This is a genomic window from Neorhizobium sp. JUb45 (assembly GCF_004343585.1).
Classification (GTDB): domain Bacteria; phylum Pseudomonadota; class Alphaproteobacteria; order Rhizobiales; family Rhizobiaceae; genus Neorhizobium.
On the sequence record NZ_SLYW01000002.1, the window covers coordinates 847808 to 861883 of the forward strand.

A 14076-nucleotide genomic window follows, 5' to 3' on the forward strand; every position below is an offset into this window, starting at 1 on the left:
CCTCGGCAAGGCGGCTTTCGCAGCAAGTCTGCCGCCCGGACGCATCGTTTCGCGGCACCTCTGTCCCGATATGACCTTGAAACGGCCTTGATCGCTCAAGCTTTCGTTTACCAAGCCAGCCTAGAATCCGGAAGAGTGGCGAATCTGTCACGAAGAACGGACGACCTCTTGGACAGGTAAGGCATTCTGGTATGGCGTATGCTCTTTTCTGGCGGCGGGTTACGGCTTCGCTGATGATCACGACGATGCTGACGGCATGTTCGGCGGACGGGCTTGTGCCGCCGGCCGGCATCGACAACGGCACGCGCGTCGGCGCCATTCGGCCGATGCCGCCGACAAACATGCCGGCCAGCCAGACCTATGGCGGAACCTCGACCGCCGGCCTTTCCGACCCCATGCCGCCGGCAGCCGTCGATAACGGCCAGTCTTCCTACGGATACCTGCGCGAGCCGGGCGTCAACGGCAATCCCGGTTCGGCCTATGGCGGTTATAGCGGACAGAACGGTGGCATTGCCCGCCAGCCGATGCCGCAGGCACCCGCCAACGAACAATGGGGCGGGCCGATGCCGCCCGAGCGATCAACAAGCCAGCCGATGCGGAACGCTCGCGTGCAGCAGGGGCGTCTTCCGGGTATCGACAGCGATGAAGGCGTCGCTGCCGTTTCCGGCGGCCAGAGCATGTCCGCACAAGGCGCCGAAGGTGGCGTCAACATGGATGCCGAACTTGGCGTCGGCGGCGATAACGGCGTCGTCGGTCTGGCGCAGGAGCAGCAGACGGATATCGCCGAAGGTGTCGGCAGCCAGCCGGTGGTTGATGGCATCGGCACCGACAGTCCACGCGCACTTGGCCGTCAGGGCAGGACGCAGCCGCAGAACCTGGGTGACGAGCCTGTCATCGTGCCGCCAAAGCGCTCGGGCAGCGGCCAGCGTGCCGATCTGGGCAATAACAACAACATGAGTGGCGAGCAGCCATGGCAGCGCCAGTCTACGCCTTTCGGGACCCGTCAGGTGGGCGGCGAGGCGCAGGCGCAGGAAGTGGCCATGCTGCGCACCCCGAACCCGATGGACGAACGCACGCCGATCGCACCGCGCGGCCCGGAAGCCATGCCGGCTTCGGAAGCGGCCTGCCGTGTCGAACTGCGCCGTCTCGGCGTCGAATATCGCAATGCCGAGCGCATCTCGGATGGCCCGAGCTGCGGCATCGATTACCCGATCGAGCTGACCGGCCTGTCCGGCAATATCGGCGTCAAGCCGTCGGTCAAGCTGAACTGCCAGACGACACTCGCCTTTGCCCGCTGGGTGAAATACGAACTCGCACCGTCTTCGCGCGCCCGCTACTGGAGCGGCGTCAAGACCATCGTGCCGCTTGGCGGCTATTCCTGCCGGCGCATGAACAACAGCCGCCAGAAATACAATCCGATCTCCGAACATGCGCGTGGCAATGCCATCGATGTCGGCAAGTTCGTGCTGAAGAACGGCCACGATATCGACGTGCGCAAGAAGGGCCTGTTCAAGTTCCGCGAAGGCGGGCTTCTGAAGGCCGTGCGCACCGACAGCTGCAAATATTTCAACACGGTGCTCGGCCCAGGCTCCAACAAGGAGCACTGGAACCATTTTCACTTCGATCTGCGGGAGCGCAAATCGGGCAGCCGTTATTGCGATTGAGTGGAGCTGGCGGGGATCAACCCGCCAGAGCTTCCTTTACCGCCAGATCGGCCATGGCGAGTGCTGCCTCGCGTGTTTTGGCAGCCGCGATGAAGCGGGCATTGTGGCAGAAGCTGGCGCCGATAACGCCGGAAACCTTTTCAAGTTCTCCGTTGTTCAAACCGGCCCAGGCAGCGGGCAGATCGGCGCGCTGTTCAAATCCGTCATCGCTGAGGCGAATACCGGTAACACACCAATCCTTGTCGCGCGGGTGCACCACGAACAGAAGATGCTCTGCGCCGGCTTTTACGATGGCCGGGCGAAAAGGCATGCCCATCGGCAGTTCCAGAACGCGGCTGTCGCCGGTGGTGGCGATCGCATCGAGAACGAGGCTTTCTGCGCGCAGTTTCGAGGCGCGCTGGGCGATGCCGGCCTCGACGAAGAGACGGGCAATGCCGAGTGCAACCTCAAAGGCGCGGTCGTCTGCGTCCGCATCCTTGGCGTCGAAGACGGGCTTCAAGGTTGCCAGCAGGCTCGGCAGCGTCAGGCTGGCCAGCGGTCCGGCGACGGAGGGATCGACCGCACCATTGTCGAGCAGATCAATCGGCAGCACGAATTTCTGATCGAAGGCAGCGTGCACGGCATCGGCATGCGCTTCCGGCACATCCAGCGCCAGAAGATAGGCGCGACCAAAATGTTTCCAGATCAGGCCGAAGGATGAGTAAGGCGCGCCATCTTCGCGCAGCGGCGCACCGCGCTGATGATGGTCGAAAATGCCTATGTCGGCATCATAGGCGCCGCCGACATCATAGATGATGCGGTCGGAACCCGGCGTGATCCATTCCGGCGCGCGGCTGCGTACCAATTTGGCGTTCGGGAAGAGACGCGTGAGGATGACGCTCGACAGCAGCTCATCGGCATGGAAGCCCCCGGAATGGGTGACGAGGAAATCTGGGATCATGCCGGGAGCTACCTTGCTGTGACGGAGGAGTTTTGTGGAGGCTCCAGATAGCCGGTGAGGGGCCAAGGCTCAAGGGTGAGAATGGCTTTCATACCCTCAGGCAAAAAAGAGGCCGGCACGGGGCCGGCCAAAGGGTGGAAAGCGGGCGCGGGATTGTGTGCCGGCTTTCGGTCACTACGACTGCATGCATCACGACAGGAAGCGCATGGGCGGCCATGCATTTCCGATAGGGACCATCAGGCGAACGGTGCCTCGGCGGCCCAACGAGGATGGGCGGGCAAGGCGGCCTGACGGTCATGCTTCGGGATCGGCGGCGTGTGCGGCGGTGCGGCCGGTCTCGACGACGGCAACATGGCGCGACAAGATTACGGCTCTGTGACGGTTGTGCAGATTTTGCCATTTGCGCGTTTTACGAATGATCTGGATGACGCCCGAACGCACTTGTCCACAGGCGATCACGCTGGCACAACGGCAGGATCGGATGCGCAGGCGGTGAATTTCAAAAAAACTCCGCAATGCCGGTTTTCGCGTTGCAGGAGAGTTCATGCCCGAAATGACAGAAATGCTTTTCTTTGCCGCCGTGCTGGCGGCGAGCGGTGTCGTGTCCGGGTTGCTGGCCGGCATGTTCGGTATCGGCGGAGGCGCCATTCTGGTGCCGATCTTCTTTCATGTCTTCGGTCTGCTCGGCGTGCCCGAGGACGTTCGCATGCAATTGTCGCTCGGCACGTCGCTGGCCATCATCGTGCCGACCTCGATCCGCTCGTTTCTGGCGCATCGGGCGCGCGGTGCGGTCGATATGGAGCTTTTGCGCGGCTGGGTGATTGCCGTGCCGCTCGGCACGCTGATTGCGGCAATCGTTGCCGCCAAGGCGTCGAGCGTGACGCTACGGCTGATCTTTGCGGTGATCGCGCTCATTCTGGCGGCACGGATGATCTTTAACCGGGCGAGCTGGCGGCTGGGCGACGAGCTGCCGAAAAATCCGGCGCGGTTTCTGGTCGGCACCAGCTTTGGCATCCTGTCCGGCCTGATGGGTGTGGGCGGCGGTGTCGTCAACAACACGTTCATGACGCTCTATGGCCGTTCCATCCATCAGGCGGTGGCGACGTCGTCCGGCATGGGCGTGCTGATTTCGCTGCCGGGGCTGGTGGGTTATGTATTCGGCGGTTGGGGTGCAGCCGGCCTGCCGCCGCTTTCCACAGGTTACGTCAACTGGATCGCCGTCGCGCTGATCATCCCGATCACGCTCATCATGGCGCCCTATGGCGCGCGGGCCGCGCATGCGATGAGCCGACAGGCGCTGGAGCGGGCGTTCGGCGTGTTTCTCGTCTGCGTTTCGATCCAGTTCTTTGTCGGCGTGTTCTATTGATTGTCCGTCAAAACGGATAACTGCCGACGGGGGATGTTTTTCCGTTGGCATGGCACCTATATCCGGCGCCAAAGTATTCCAGCCAGAAGTCTCTCCATGTCGTCTATTCAGCCGAATTCCAGCAAACCTCCCATCGTTTCCATCCGTAATCTGACAAAAGTCTATGGCAACGGGTTCAAGGCGCTGAAAGGCGTCGATCTCGACATCCGCGAGGGCGAGATCCTTGCGCTGCTCGGGCCAAACGGCGCCGGCAAGACTACGATGATCTCTATCGTCTGCGGGCTGGTCAATCCGAGCGGTGGGCAGGTGACGGTCGGCGGTCATGACGTGGTGCGCGATTTCCGCGCCACCCGCTCGATGATCGGGCTGGTTCCGCAGGAACTGACCACCGACCAGTTCGAGACGGTGATCAACACCGTCACGTTTTCGCGCGGTCTGCACGGCAAGTCGAAAAATCCGGCCTTGATTGAGCAGGTTCTGAAGGACCTGTCCTTGTGGGACAAGCGCAACAACATGCTGCGCGAACTTTCCGGCGGCATGAAACGGCGTGTGCTGATCGCCAAGGCGCTGGCGCATGAACCGCGCATCCTCTTCCTCGACGAGCCGACGGCCGGTGTCGATGTGACGCTTCGGCGCGACATGTGGCAGGTGGTGGAAAAACTGCGCGAAACCGGCGTCACCATCATCCTCACCACCCATTATATTGAGGAGGCGGAGGAGATCGCCGATCGCGTCGGCGTCATCAATGCCGGCGAGCTGCTGCTGATCGAGGACAAGACCACGCTGATGAAAAAGCTCGGTGCCAAACAGCTGCGGCTGGAACTGACTCGGCCACTTGAAACGGTGCCGCCAGGGCTGGAGGCCTTCGATCTCAAACTGGTCGATGACGGTCGTGCGCTGGTGCATGATTATGCGGCGGATGAGACGCATGGGAACGGGCAGGGCAGTCGCATCGCGGCGCTGATGAAGGCGCTGGCGGCAGCCGATGTGCCGCTTGCCGATATTTCCACCCACCAGAGTTCGCTTGAGGACATATTTGTAAAGCTGATCGGAGAGCGGGCATGACCGGCACATTCAATTTCGAAGCGGTCAAGGCGATCTACTATTTCGAGATGGCCCGCATGCGCCGCACGCTTCTGCAAAGCGTCATCTCGCCGGTCATCACCACGTCGCTCTATTTCATCGTGTTCGGTACGGCGATCGGCTCGCGTATTCAGGAAGTCGGCGGCGTTTCCTACGGCTCGTTCATCACGCCGGGCCTGATCATGCTGACGCTATTGACCCAGTGCATCAGCAATGGCTCGATCGGCATCTATTTCCCGAAATTTACCGGAACGATCTACGAGCTTCTGTCGGCGCCGGTGGCGATGTCGGAAGTGCTGATCGGTTATGTGGGAGCGGCGGCCAGCAAAGGGCTGATCATCGGCCTGATCATTCTCGCCACGGCCTCCTTCTTCGTCGATATCCACATCGCCCATCCGTTCATGATGGTGCTGTTTCTGGTGCTGACGGCGATCACTTTCAGTCTGTTCGGTTTCATCATCGGCATCTGGGCCAAGAATTTCGAACAGTTGAACATCGTGCCGATGCTGATCGTGCCGCCGCTCACCTTCCTCGGCGGCAGTTTCTATTCGATCGACATGCTGCCGCCTTTCTGGCAGGCGGTCAGCCATTTCAATCCGGTGCTTTATCTCGTCAGCGGTTTCCGCTGGAGTTTTTACGAGATCGCCGACGTCAATCCGATCGTCAGCCTTGGCATGATCGGGCTGTTTCTGGTGATCTGCCTGTCGATCCTCGGCTGGATTTTCCGCACCGGTTACCGGCTGCGCAGCTAAGACTTGAAACTGGCAATCGTCAGGAAAATCGCGACCTAGCGACGCGGGGCAGCTTCGTCGTCTTGCGGGTGTCGTGGTCAGGGACTATCTGATCCGCACCCCAAGACCTTCGGAGACTACACCTACATGAAATCGCTGGAACTGCTCGTCGAGAAGATTATCCTGTCGAGCCGATGGATACTCATCATCTTCTACCTTGGCCTTGCTGCGGCTTTGGCGGTTTACGCACTGTCCTTCCTGTCAAAGTTCTGGAAGGTCGCGCAGAACGTCTTCACGCTGGGTGAAGGGGAAATGATCCTCGCCATGCTCGGCCTGATCGATGCTGCTCTGGTCGCCAGCCTGATCGTGATGGTGATGATTTCCGGCTACGAAAACTTTGTCAGCCGTTTCGACGAGACGGAAGCCGACGTGTCCTTCCTCGGCAAGCTCGATGCCGGCAGCCTGAAGATCAAGGTGGCCTCGTCGATCGTGGCGATCTCGTCGATCCATCTGCTGCAGATCTTTCTCAATGCCGCGCAATACACCGATGGTCAGCTGATGTGGTACACGATCATCCATCTTGCCTTTGTCGTATCGGCGGTGATGCTCGGCTGGCTGGAAAAGATCATGGCCTCGGCGAAGGCCGACAAGGACGATCTGAAGATCTGATTTCTTCGACTGCGAGTTATAATTGAGGACGGCGCCTTTCGGGGCGCCGTTTGTCATTTCAGGACCGTGCGCCGGGCGATATGCTCCGCCTCCACCTGCCGCATCAGGCGGATCAGGTCTTCCCGGTCGATGTCGAAGGTTTCGTCGAGATGGGCGAGCGCGGCATCGACATCTTCCTCTTCGAAATTCGGTATGGCCGATGGCACCGGTACATTCGGTGCGGTGACCGCCGGTGCCGGGCGGTGCGGGTAGGAGCGGCCACACAGGCGGTGGAAAATGATGCCGGCAATCGTCAGCACGATGGCGTTCAACAGCACCGGCATGACAGGAAAGAGCGGCCCCCAGGCATCAACGGCACCACCGCCGAGAACCGCCATCAGCGCCGCAGCGCCACCGGGCGGATGCAGGCAGCGGGTGATCGACATCACCAGAATGGCAAGCGAGACGGCGATACCCGTGGCCAGCACCGGTTCGGGCACGAAATGCGCGACCAGCAGGCCGACAGCCGCCGACAGCGTGTTGCCGCCGATCACCGACCATGGCTGCGCCAGCGGACTGGCGGGTACGGCAAACACCAGCACGGCGGATGCGCCCATCGGCGCGACCAGAAGCGGTGACAGGCCATGGCCGATCATCAGCCCGGCCAGCGCGCCGGTGAGCGCGATGCCGATCAGGGCGCCGAGACCGGCGACGAGGCGTTCGCGCAGGCTGGCGCCGGCAAGGATGGGGTTGAAAATGACGGAGGCAATTTTGCGAGGAGACATGGAGGCATCTTGCTGCGGTCGTTGATGCGCCGTGCTTGCGCCTAAACTTGATGATTGCCAAGAGCTAATAAAGGAAAATCCGGCCGACAGGTGTCGACCGGATTTTTTGGCAGGGATGGTCAGGAAACGTCTCAGCCCATCGACAGACGACGGCTCTCGCCACGGCTGGCCATGACCGAGGCGCCGAGAAGCGCGCCGGCGGCGAGGAAGGACACGACGGCGATCGGCCCCTGGGTCTCGATCAGGATGCCGCCGAGGACCGCACCGCTGGAAATGGCGATCTGGAACGTTGTGAGCATCAGCGCACCGGCACTTTCCGCCTCATCCGAACCGGCGCGGACGACAAAGCTCTGCAGGCTGACCGGGATGGCGCCGAAGGCAAGGCCCCAGACGGCAACAGCCGTAGCTGCAACGATTTCCGAGCTTCCGGCCACTGCCATGCTGACGGCTGCGGCTGCGACAAGGCTTGCAAAGATGGTGATCGACAGGCGCGGGCTGCGCTCCGATACGAAGCCGCCGAGCAGGTTGCCGAAGAAGCCGGCAACGCCATAGGCAAGCAGGATCAGCGAGATGGTTTCGACGCCGAGATGCGGCACACGTTCCAGGAACGGGCGAATATAGGTGAAGCCTGCAAAATGGCCGGTGATGACCAGAAGAATGGTGATGAGGCCGAGACGCATGGCCGGACGACGCAGCAGTGCCGCCATGGTGGCGAGACCGGCATGGCCGCTTGGCGGCATGGCGGGCAGGGTAAATGCCTGTACGAGAAGGGCGACAACGCCGATGCCGGCCGACAGGTGGAATGCAGCGCGCCATCCCATCGTGGCGCCGATCCATGCGCCGAGCGGGGCGGCACAGACGGTGGCGAGCGACACGCCGGCCATGATGATGGCCATGGCGCGGGGCATCAGGTGCGGCGGCACAAGGCGCATGGCAAGCGCTGCCGACATGGCCCAGAAACCGCCAAGCCCGATGCCGAGCAGGAAGCGGGCGGTGAGCAACGTATAGATGCTGCCGGCGAAAGCCGCGATCAGGCTTGAAATGATGAGCAGTGTCGTCAGCGCCAATACGGTCCAGCGGCGGTCATATTTGCGGGTGCCGATAACAACGGCAGGCCCTGCAATGGCAGCGACGATGGCGGTCATGGTGATCGACTGGCCGGCAACGCCGGAGGTGACGGCAAGGTCACCGGAAATCGGTGTCAGCAGGCTGACGGGCAGAAATTCCGCGGTGACAAGGCCAAAAACGCCCAATGTCATGGAGACGACAGCGCCCCAACGCGCATGTTCTGCCGTCCGGGCGTCGCCGCCCGGGGATGGGATATGGTCCAGCATGGTATTCTCCTGATTTGCGGTTGATCAAGGGATAGGCGTGACGAGCTGGAGTTTCCATGCTAGAAACTCCGTCATGCTTGATCATTCGTCCAATTCTCATTTTGAACTTCCCGCCGATCCGCTCAGCGAAATGCTGCGGGGGTTGCGTCTCGATGGCGTTGAATACGGTCGGTGCCGGCTTGCGGAGCCGTGGGCGACGGCATTTCCGGCGCAGGATGCGGCGCGGTTTCATTTTATCCAGTCCGGGTGCGCCGTATTGCAGCTGGCAGGCCACGACGAATGGCTGGAGCTGAAGGCCGGCGACGCCGTGCTTCTGCCGCGCGGCGATGCGCATGTGCTGGCCAGCCGTTCGGACGTGTCGCCGGTGCCGTTCGAACGGTACGGACGTACCAAAATATGCTCCGGCGTCTATGATGTTCAATGTCAGGAAATGCTGCGTGGCAGTACGCAGGTCTTCAACGGCTCCATGCGCTTCAATGTCGACCGGCTGCATCCGCTATTGCAGATGATGCCGGATGTGATGACGACGATCGATCTGGCCCGCAGCGAGCCCACCATTCCGCATCTGCTCGACGCCATGGCGCGTGAGGTGGATATGGACCGCGTTGGTGCCGGCGGCATTTTGGCACGGCTTGCGGATGTCTTGATGGCGACGATGATCCGCACCTGGGTGGAGCATGGTTGCGGCAAGACCAATGGCTGGATTGCGGCGGTGCGCAGCCCCGATGTCGGCCGGGTTCTGGCGGCGATCCATCTGGAGCCGGAGCGTGACTGGACGGTTGCCGAACTGGCGCGCCATATGGGGGCGTCGCGCTCGGGTTTTGCCGAACGATTTGCCAAGGTTGTGGGCGAAACGCCCGCGCGTTACGTGGCGCGGGTGCGCATGCATCAGGCGCGGCTCTGGCTGAAAGAGGGCATGCGGGTGGCGGTAATCGCCGAGCGGCTGGGATATGATGCCGAGGCTTCGTTCAGCCGTGCTTTCAAGCGCATCATCGGCGCTCCTCCGAGTCATTTTCGCGCGAAGGTGGATGAAGTGACGCCGGTTATGGAACTGATGGCGGCGGAATAGACGCCGCCCCACCGTCGTTCAGTCGCGCAGCCTCAGCTCATCCGTCTGGATTTGCAGGGAACCCAGCGTCGACAGAAACGTCATGCCGAGCAGACTTTCACTCAAGCGACCTTCCGAGGCGACCATGGCGCGCACATCGCGGCGCACGATCGGGCCGATCGCCATCTGATCGAGGCGGACGGGGGCTGCCATGGCGCGACCGTTCGCGGTCGAAACGGCGACGGTGAAGGACAGGTTTTCCGGATCTAGGCCAAGTGTCTGTGCATCTTCCCAAGTCAGCACCACGGCGCTGGCGCCGGTGTCGACCAGCATCGCAATGGTGCGACCGTTGACTTCCGTGCGAGCCTGAAAATGCCCGCCCATCGAGCGGTGGAGGATGACTTCCGAGCTACCGTCCGACGCGGTGGTGACGATGGCGCTGCCGGGCATGAGGCCGGCCATCAGCCGGTTGCCGACGGAAGCAAAATCATTGCGGTAGAGATAACCGACCATCAGGCCCATGATGATGACCAGCCAGATTGCGATCATCCGTGCCGTTTCGCCAAGCTTGCCATGACGGCCCGCCAGCACGCCCGCGGAAAGCACGGCGGCAATCGGCAAAAGATAGACGAGGCTGGCAAAATCGTCATTGGCCATGCCGAGCGTGCGGCCGCTCGAATCGTTGAAGATCAGGAGCGCCAGTCCGGCGCCGAGAATGAGCAGAACGACGGTCAATCCATTCACGGTGCGGTGGTCTCCATCAGTGTCGAGGCAACGGTGAGGCCGGCACGGTGCAGGCGGCCGGGCAGGGTGGCCATGATTTTTGCACGCGCATCATTATCCATATCGCGCCAGTTGCCGATTTCATCGAGCGAACGGCCGCAGCCGAGGCAATGGCCGGCAAGCGGGGCGTCTTCCGCAGCAATGGTGCAGACGCCGGTGCAGGGGGAGAGGATTTTCGATACGTGCATGGCCGACATATCGGGTGCTCACGTGGCGAGGGCAAGGGCGGTGAGCATGGCTGCCGCCGTGATCTGCTGGGTGGCGCCGATCGTATCGCCGGTATGGCCGCCGAGTTTTTTATCGGCCACGCGGGTGAAGGCGAAGGCGGCCAGAACCGCGAGTGCCAAAGCGAACAGGATGGAGCCGAGATGATAGCTTGGCAGAAGCAATAGGAAGGCAATCAATGTGGCCAGTGTCAGCGCCGTTGTGCGTGCTGCATCCTCCGGTTTTCCGACGGCGACAGCAACACCATTGGTGCGGGCTTGTGGCAGCAGCGACCAGTGCCAGACCATCAGCGCGCGGCTGACGGCAGCAGTGGAGAGAAGAGTGAGTGCCGCGCCGAAGGGAGAGAGGTCGTCGCCGAGTTGGGCCAGTGCCGCAGCGCGGATGCCGAAGGAAAGGATGAGGGCGACAACACCATAGGAACCGGTGCGGCTGTCCTTCATGATGGTGAGCGCATGCTCCTTGTCACGGCCGCCGCCAAGCCCATCGGCGGCATCGGCCAATCCATCCTCATGCAGCGCGCCGGTGGTGATTGCCAATGCGCCGAGACTGAGGATGGCGGCCAGGAACGGTTCGGCACCGAGAACGAGCGTGGCCCAGAACACGCACATGGCGGGAAGCGCAACGACCACACCTGCCAGCGGAAACGCCCGGACAGCACGCGAAATGCTGCCGTCATGGCCCTCGAAAAAGCGGGCGTGAACCGGCAGTCGGCTGAGAAAACCGACGGAGCGGGCGATGTCTGCGACGAATTCGCTGAGCATGTGACGTGCGTTTGGCAGTTGTTCCTCCGGCCGTGCCTGATAAACAGGGGGCCACAAAGCGGGATTCCCGAAGCAAACACAAGTCTCCCGCGCTTAAGACATGACAAGGATTGATGATATGAGCGTGAGCGGCATGCCTTTCGACGATTTTCGCGTTCTCCTGCGCGAATTGCCGGGACCTGACCAGCGGGCACTGGTGGCGGCGCGCGAACGCGACGCGCAACTGACCAAGCCACCGGGTTCGCTGGGGCGTCTGGAGGAGATCGCTTTCTGGCTGGCCGCATGGTCGGGCCGTTCGCCGGCCGTGAACCGTCCGCTTGTGGCGATATTTGCCGGCAATCACGGCGTCGTCAAACACGGCATCACGCCGTTTCCGCCTTCTGTAACGCAGCAGATGGTGGAAAACTTTGCCGCCGGTGGCGCTGCCATCAACCAGATCTGCGTAACGCACGATCTCGGACTGAAGATTTTTGACCTCGCGCTGGATTACCCGACCGGCGATATCACGGTCGAACCGGCTCTGTCCGAGCGTGACTGCGCCGCTACGATGGCATTCGGCATGGAAGCGATTGCCGGCGGTACCGATCTTCTGGTGATCGGCGAAATGGGCATCGGCAACACCACGGTGGCCGCCGCCATCAATCTGGCGCTTTACGGTGGCACGGCGGAGGAATGGGTCGGCCCCGGCACCGGTTCGCATGGCGATGTTCTGGCGCGCAAGGTGGCGGCGGTGAAGGCTGCTGTCGAGTTCCACAAGGATCATCTTGCCGATCCGCTGGAAGTGCTGCGTCGTCTCGGCGGCCGCGAAGTGGCGGCGATGGCCGGCGCTATTCTTGCGGCGCGCATGGAAAAGATCCCGGTGCTGATCGACGGTTACGTGGCAACCTCTGCTGCGGCCATCCTGAAGGCGATCAACCCGTCGGCGCTTGACCATTGCCTGATCGGTCATGTCTCCGGCGAGCCGGGTCATCTTGCCGCGATCGAAAAACTCGGCAAGACGCCGCTTCTGGCGCTCGGCATGCGGCTGGGTGAGGGCACCGGCGCCGCACTCGCCGCCGGCATCGTCAAATCCGCTGCCGCCTGCCATTCCGGCATGGCGACTTTTGCGCAGGCCGGCGTGACCAACAAGGCGTAAGCCGCTCGACGAGACATCACGACAGCAATTTTTGGGGCGGCGCTATGACTGTAGCGGCGCCCTTTTTATTTGCCTGGAAATATTTTCTGTCTGCGTGCTGATTCCATCGGCCTGGCAGGGCGTGCCGCTTTTGAGAGCAGAGCAACCTCACGTTTGTGTGATGTTTACTCATATCAAGCTGTTTGGGATATTTCCGAGTGATTGATTGCCTGATTTTCAGTCAGTCGCGAGAGCTTGCAGGTAGACTCTCTTTTCCTGAAAAGTTAGCGTTTGTCATGTTTTGGTGGGGTGATTGGGATTTGGCATATTGTCTGGCGACAGGGTGGAGATTTTCGAGCGTGACGACTGGTGGATCGTCCGGGTGTTTGAAAATGGTGAGGTCATGGAGCGCGTATTTCGTTTTGCAGAACATGCCGATTCCTGGGCGGCCGGTCAGAAAATTCGGTTGAGACAGGCGCAAGAGCACGACCGTGAGACCTGACGAGGCTGCTGTCTCTCGGCAGGTGCGGCTGGATTTACGACGACCGATTTCTCTGTGACCGAAAAATTGCGGATGGACTGCGAAACCTGCCCACGCCATAGAACCGTCCATGGCCGATGATCCTGCGGCTGCCGGAGAAGGTATGCCCCGCATGGAAAAGACACCACTCGACAGCAATATCGAAAAGGCGAGCGGCTTGCGTCGCGTCATCGCAGCGACACGTTATTCGCTGCAGGGGCTGACAAGGCTGTGGCAGGAAGAAGCCTTTCGCCACGAGGTGATCGCTTTCGTGATGGCCATTGTGGTGTTTGTTGCCATCGGCGCGCATCTTGCCGATTACCTGATCTATCTCGTGCTGATGCTGCTCCTGTTTGCCGTCGAGGCGCTCAATACGGCGATCGAGGAACTGGTCGATCGCATCTCGCCCGAAATTTCCACCGTCGGCCGGCATGCCAAGGATCTGGGGTCACTGGCAGTGTTCTGCCTGCTGTGCGCCAATGGGGTGTTTGTTGTCTATGTGGTGGTGGTGCGGCTGTGGGGGTAAGCGTCAACGGGCATCGGGCATGTCAGCTGGATTTTGCGCTGTGTGACGGACACCAAGAACCGTGACGAAATCATCCGTGGCGCTGTAGTAGATGGCATAAGGGTAGGGGTTAACCACCAGACGGCGCATACCAGCGCGATTGGCGTTCGTTCCGGCATATGGAAAAGCAGCGAGATATTTGAGTATCTGCTCGATACGCTGACTGATATGTTTGGCACCCGAAGGAGAAACTGCGGAAACCCTTTCCAGCACCTGCTCCAGCTCATCTGCCGCTTCAGGTGTGAAAAGGATATTCACTTCGAAAATCTCGTCCAGATTGCCTGCATGCGCTCTTCGGAAGCAAATTCACCGCGCGCCGCTTGCTCAAGCGATGTCTTGAACGATGCTTCCTCTTCGGCAGACATCATGTAGGGTTCTTGCCCACCGCTGACGAATTTCATCATCATGTAAGCGAGTTCATCCTGCAATTCCGCAGGAAGCTCCTTGCTGGCTTCGATGGCTTTGTCGAGAAGTTCGGTCATGGCCGGCATGATGCCTCAAAAAGCGCT

General features: G+C 61.2%; 16 protein-coding genes and 1 pseudogene. 8 read left to right on the forward strand and 9 right to left on the reverse strand.

From position 1 onward, the window contains the following. The first annotated feature begins 191 nt into the window (after window positions 1-191). Window positions 192-1664 (forward strand): extensin family protein, encoded by a 1473-nt coding sequence (locus EDF70_RS10955; RefSeq protein ID WP_132273343.1) that lies wholly within the window; start codon window positions 192-194, stop codon window positions 1662-1664. 16 nt (window positions 1665-1680) lie between these two features. Here EDF70_RS10955 and EDF70_RS10960 read toward each other — a convergent pair whose 3' ends face one another. Further along, entirely contained in the window at window positions 1681-2604 is a 924-nt protein-coding gene (locus EDF70_RS10960; protein WP_132273344.1) for an MYG1 family protein, read from the reverse strand. A 544-nt stretch (window positions 2605-3148) separates the two neighbouring features. Here EDF70_RS10960 and EDF70_RS10965 point away from each other — a divergent pair. From EDF70_RS10965 to EDF70_RS10980, 4 genes are all read left to right on the forward strand, one after another. After that, window positions 3149-3970 carry a sulfite exporter TauE/SafE family protein gene (locus EDF70_RS10965; RefSeq protein WP_132273345.1) on the forward strand — a complete coding sequence of 274 codons (822 nt, stop codon included), beginning with the start codon at window positions 3149-3151 and terminating at the stop codon, window positions 3968-3970. A gap of 96 nt (window positions 3971-4066) precedes the next feature. Then, window positions 4067-5035 (forward strand): ABC transporter ATP-binding protein, encoded by a 969-nt coding sequence (locus EDF70_RS10970; RefSeq protein ID WP_132273346.1) that lies wholly within the window; start codon window positions 4067-4069, stop codon window positions 5033-5035. Next, window positions 5032-5805, forward strand: coding sequence for an ABC transporter permease (locus EDF70_RS10975; RefSeq protein WP_132273347.1), 774 nt, complete (start codon window positions 5032-5034; stop codon window positions 5803-5805). The genes EDF70_RS10970 and EDF70_RS10975 overlap by 4 nt, the downstream gene beginning before the upstream one ends. A 126-nt stretch (window positions 5806-5931) precedes the next feature. Continuing rightward, a complete protein-coding gene (locus EDF70_RS10980) occupies window positions 5932-6453 on the forward strand; it encodes a TIGR00645 family protein (RefSeq protein WP_132273348.1) in 522 nt (173 codons plus the stop codon). A gap of 83 nt (window positions 6454-6536) precedes the next feature. Here the strand turns inward: EDF70_RS10980 and EDF70_RS10985 are convergent. Both EDF70_RS10985 and EDF70_RS10990 read right to left on the reverse strand, forming a co-directional pair. Beyond that, window positions 6537-7217 (reverse strand): annotated as a pseudogene (locus tag EDF70_RS10985) (HPP family protein); the annotation flags it as partial. A 131-nt stretch (window positions 7218-7348) separates the two neighbouring features. Then, window positions 7349-8551, reverse strand: coding sequence for an MFS transporter (locus EDF70_RS10990; protein ID WP_132273350.1), 1203 nt, complete (start codon window positions 8549-8551; stop codon window positions 7349-7351). Window positions 8552-8624: 73 nt separating this feature from the next. On the opposite strand from EDF70_RS10990, the gene EDF70_RS10995 reads away from it, so the two are divergent. Beyond that, window positions 8625-9620 carry an AraC family transcriptional regulator gene (locus EDF70_RS10995; RefSeq protein ID WP_132273351.1) on the forward strand — a complete coding sequence of 332 codons (996 nt, stop codon included), beginning with the start codon at window positions 8625-8627 and terminating at the stop codon, window positions 9618-9620. An 18-nt stretch (window positions 9621-9638) separates the two neighbouring features. On the opposite strand, the gene EDF70_RS11000 is transcribed toward EDF70_RS10995, so the two are convergent. The 3 genes from EDF70_RS11000 to EDF70_RS11010 are packed head-to-tail and all read right to left on the reverse strand — an operon-like array spanning window position 9639 to window position 11368. Further along, window positions 9639-10343 (reverse strand): TIGR02281 family clan AA aspartic protease, encoded by a 705-nt coding sequence (locus tag EDF70_RS11000; RefSeq protein WP_132273352.1) that lies wholly within the window; start codon window positions 10341-10343, stop codon window positions 9639-9641. After that, window positions 10340-10579 carry a DUF1289 domain-containing protein gene (locus EDF70_RS11005; protein ID WP_245519116.1) on the reverse strand — a complete coding sequence of 80 codons (240 nt, stop codon included), beginning with the start codon at window positions 10577-10579 and terminating at the stop codon, window positions 10340-10342. Before EDF70_RS11005 ends, EDF70_RS11000 begins: the two co-directional genes overlap by 4 nt. A gap of 9 nt (window positions 10580-10588) precedes the next feature. Continuing rightward, the gene (locus EDF70_RS11010) at window positions 10589-11368 is read right to left on the reverse strand and encodes an adenosylcobinamide-GDP ribazoletransferase (RefSeq protein ID WP_132273354.1); all 780 of its coding nucleotides are present in this window, start codon (window positions 11366-11368) and stop codon (window positions 10589-10591) included. 118 nt (window positions 11369-11486) lie between these two features. On the opposite strand from EDF70_RS11010, the gene cobT reads away from it, so the two are divergent. Next, entirely contained in the window at window positions 11487-12503 is a 1017-nt protein-coding gene (gene cobT, locus EDF70_RS11015) for a nicotinate-nucleotide--dimethylbenzimidazole phosphoribosyltransferase (protein ID WP_132273355.1), read from the forward strand. A 220-nt stretch (window positions 12504-12723) separates the two neighbouring features. Here cobT and EDF70_RS11020 read toward each other — a convergent pair whose 3' ends face one another. Next, the gene (locus EDF70_RS11020) at window positions 12724-13095 is read right to left on the reverse strand and encodes a hypothetical protein (protein ID WP_132273356.1); all 372 of its coding nucleotides are present in this window, start codon (window positions 13093-13095) and stop codon (window positions 12724-12726) included. A 40-nt stretch (window positions 13096-13135) separates the two neighbouring features. Between EDF70_RS11020 and EDF70_RS11025 the strand changes: the two genes are divergently transcribed. Further along, window positions 13136-13528 (forward strand): diacylglycerol kinase, encoded by a 393-nt coding sequence (locus EDF70_RS11025; protein ID WP_132273757.1) that lies wholly within the window; start codon window positions 13136-13138, stop codon window positions 13526-13528. A gap of 3 nt (window positions 13529-13531) precedes the next feature. Here EDF70_RS11025 and EDF70_RS11030 read toward each other — a convergent pair whose 3' ends face one another. Next, window positions 13532-13825, reverse strand: a complete 294-nt coding sequence (locus tag EDF70_RS11030; RefSeq protein ID WP_165931988.1) for a type II toxin-antitoxin system RelE/ParE family toxin — start codon at window positions 13823-13825, stop codon at window positions 13532-13534. Continuing rightward, on the reverse strand, window positions 13822-14058 hold the full coding sequence (locus EDF70_RS11035; protein WP_245519117.1) for a hypothetical protein: 237 nt from the start codon (window positions 14056-14058) through the stop codon (window positions 13822-13824). The genes EDF70_RS11030 and EDF70_RS11035 overlap by 4 nt, the downstream gene beginning before the upstream one ends. Window positions 14059-14076 lie beyond the last annotated feature (18 nt).

Bases quoted from the DNA above. Each gene is read 5' to 3' on its own strand.
- EDF70_RS10955 (WP_132273343.1), top strand. From the start codon at position 192: ATGGCGTATGCTCTTTTCTGGCGGCGGGTTACGGCTTCGCTGATGATC.
- EDF70_RS10960 (WP_132273344.1), bottom strand. From the start codon at position 2,604: ATGATCCCAGATTTCCTCGTCACCCATTCCGGGGGCTTCCATGCCGAT.
- EDF70_RS10965 (WP_132273345.1), top strand. From the start codon at position 3,149: ATGCCCGAAATGACAGAAATGCTTTTCTTTGCCGCCGTGCTGGCGGCG.
- EDF70_RS10970 (WP_132273346.1), top strand. From the start codon at position 4,067: ATGTCGTCTATTCAGCCGAATTCCAGCAAACCTCCCATCGTTTCCATC.
- EDF70_RS10975 (WP_132273347.1), top strand. From the start codon at position 5,032: ATGACCGGCACATTCAATTTCGAAGCGGTCAAGGCGATCTACTATTTC.
- EDF70_RS10980 (WP_132273348.1), top strand. From the start codon at position 5,932: ATGAAATCGCTGGAACTGCTCGTCGAGAAGATTATCCTGTCGAGCCGA.
- EDF70_RS10990 (WP_132273350.1), bottom strand. From the start codon at position 8,551: ATGCTGGACCATATCCCATCCCCGGGCGGCGACGCCCGGACGGCAGAA.
- EDF70_RS10995 (WP_132273351.1), top strand. From the start codon at position 8,625: ATGCTTGATCATTCGTCCAATTCTCATTTTGAACTTCCCGCCGATCCG.
- EDF70_RS11005 (WP_245519116.1), bottom strand. From the start codon at position 10,579: ATGTCGGCCATGCACGTATCGAAAATCCTCTCCCCCTGCACCGGCGTC.
- EDF70_RS11010 (WP_132273354.1), bottom strand. From the start codon at position 11,368: ATGCTCAGCGAATTCGTCGCAGACATCGCCCGCTCCGTCGGTTTTCTC.
- cobT (WP_132273355.1), top strand. From the start codon at position 11,487: ATGAGCGTGAGCGGCATGCCTTTCGACGATTTTCGCGTTCTCCTGCGC.
- EDF70_RS11020 (WP_132273356.1), bottom strand. From the start codon at position 13,095: ATGGACGGTTCTATGGCGTGGGCAGGTTTCGCAGTCCATCCGCAATTT.
- EDF70_RS11025 (WP_132273757.1), top strand. From the start codon at position 13,136: ATGGAAAAGACACCACTCGACAGCAATATCGAAAAGGCGAGCGGCTTG.
- EDF70_RS11035 (WP_245519117.1), bottom strand. From the start codon at position 14,058: ATGCCGGCCATGACCGAACTTCTCGACAAAGCCATCGAAGCCAGCAAG.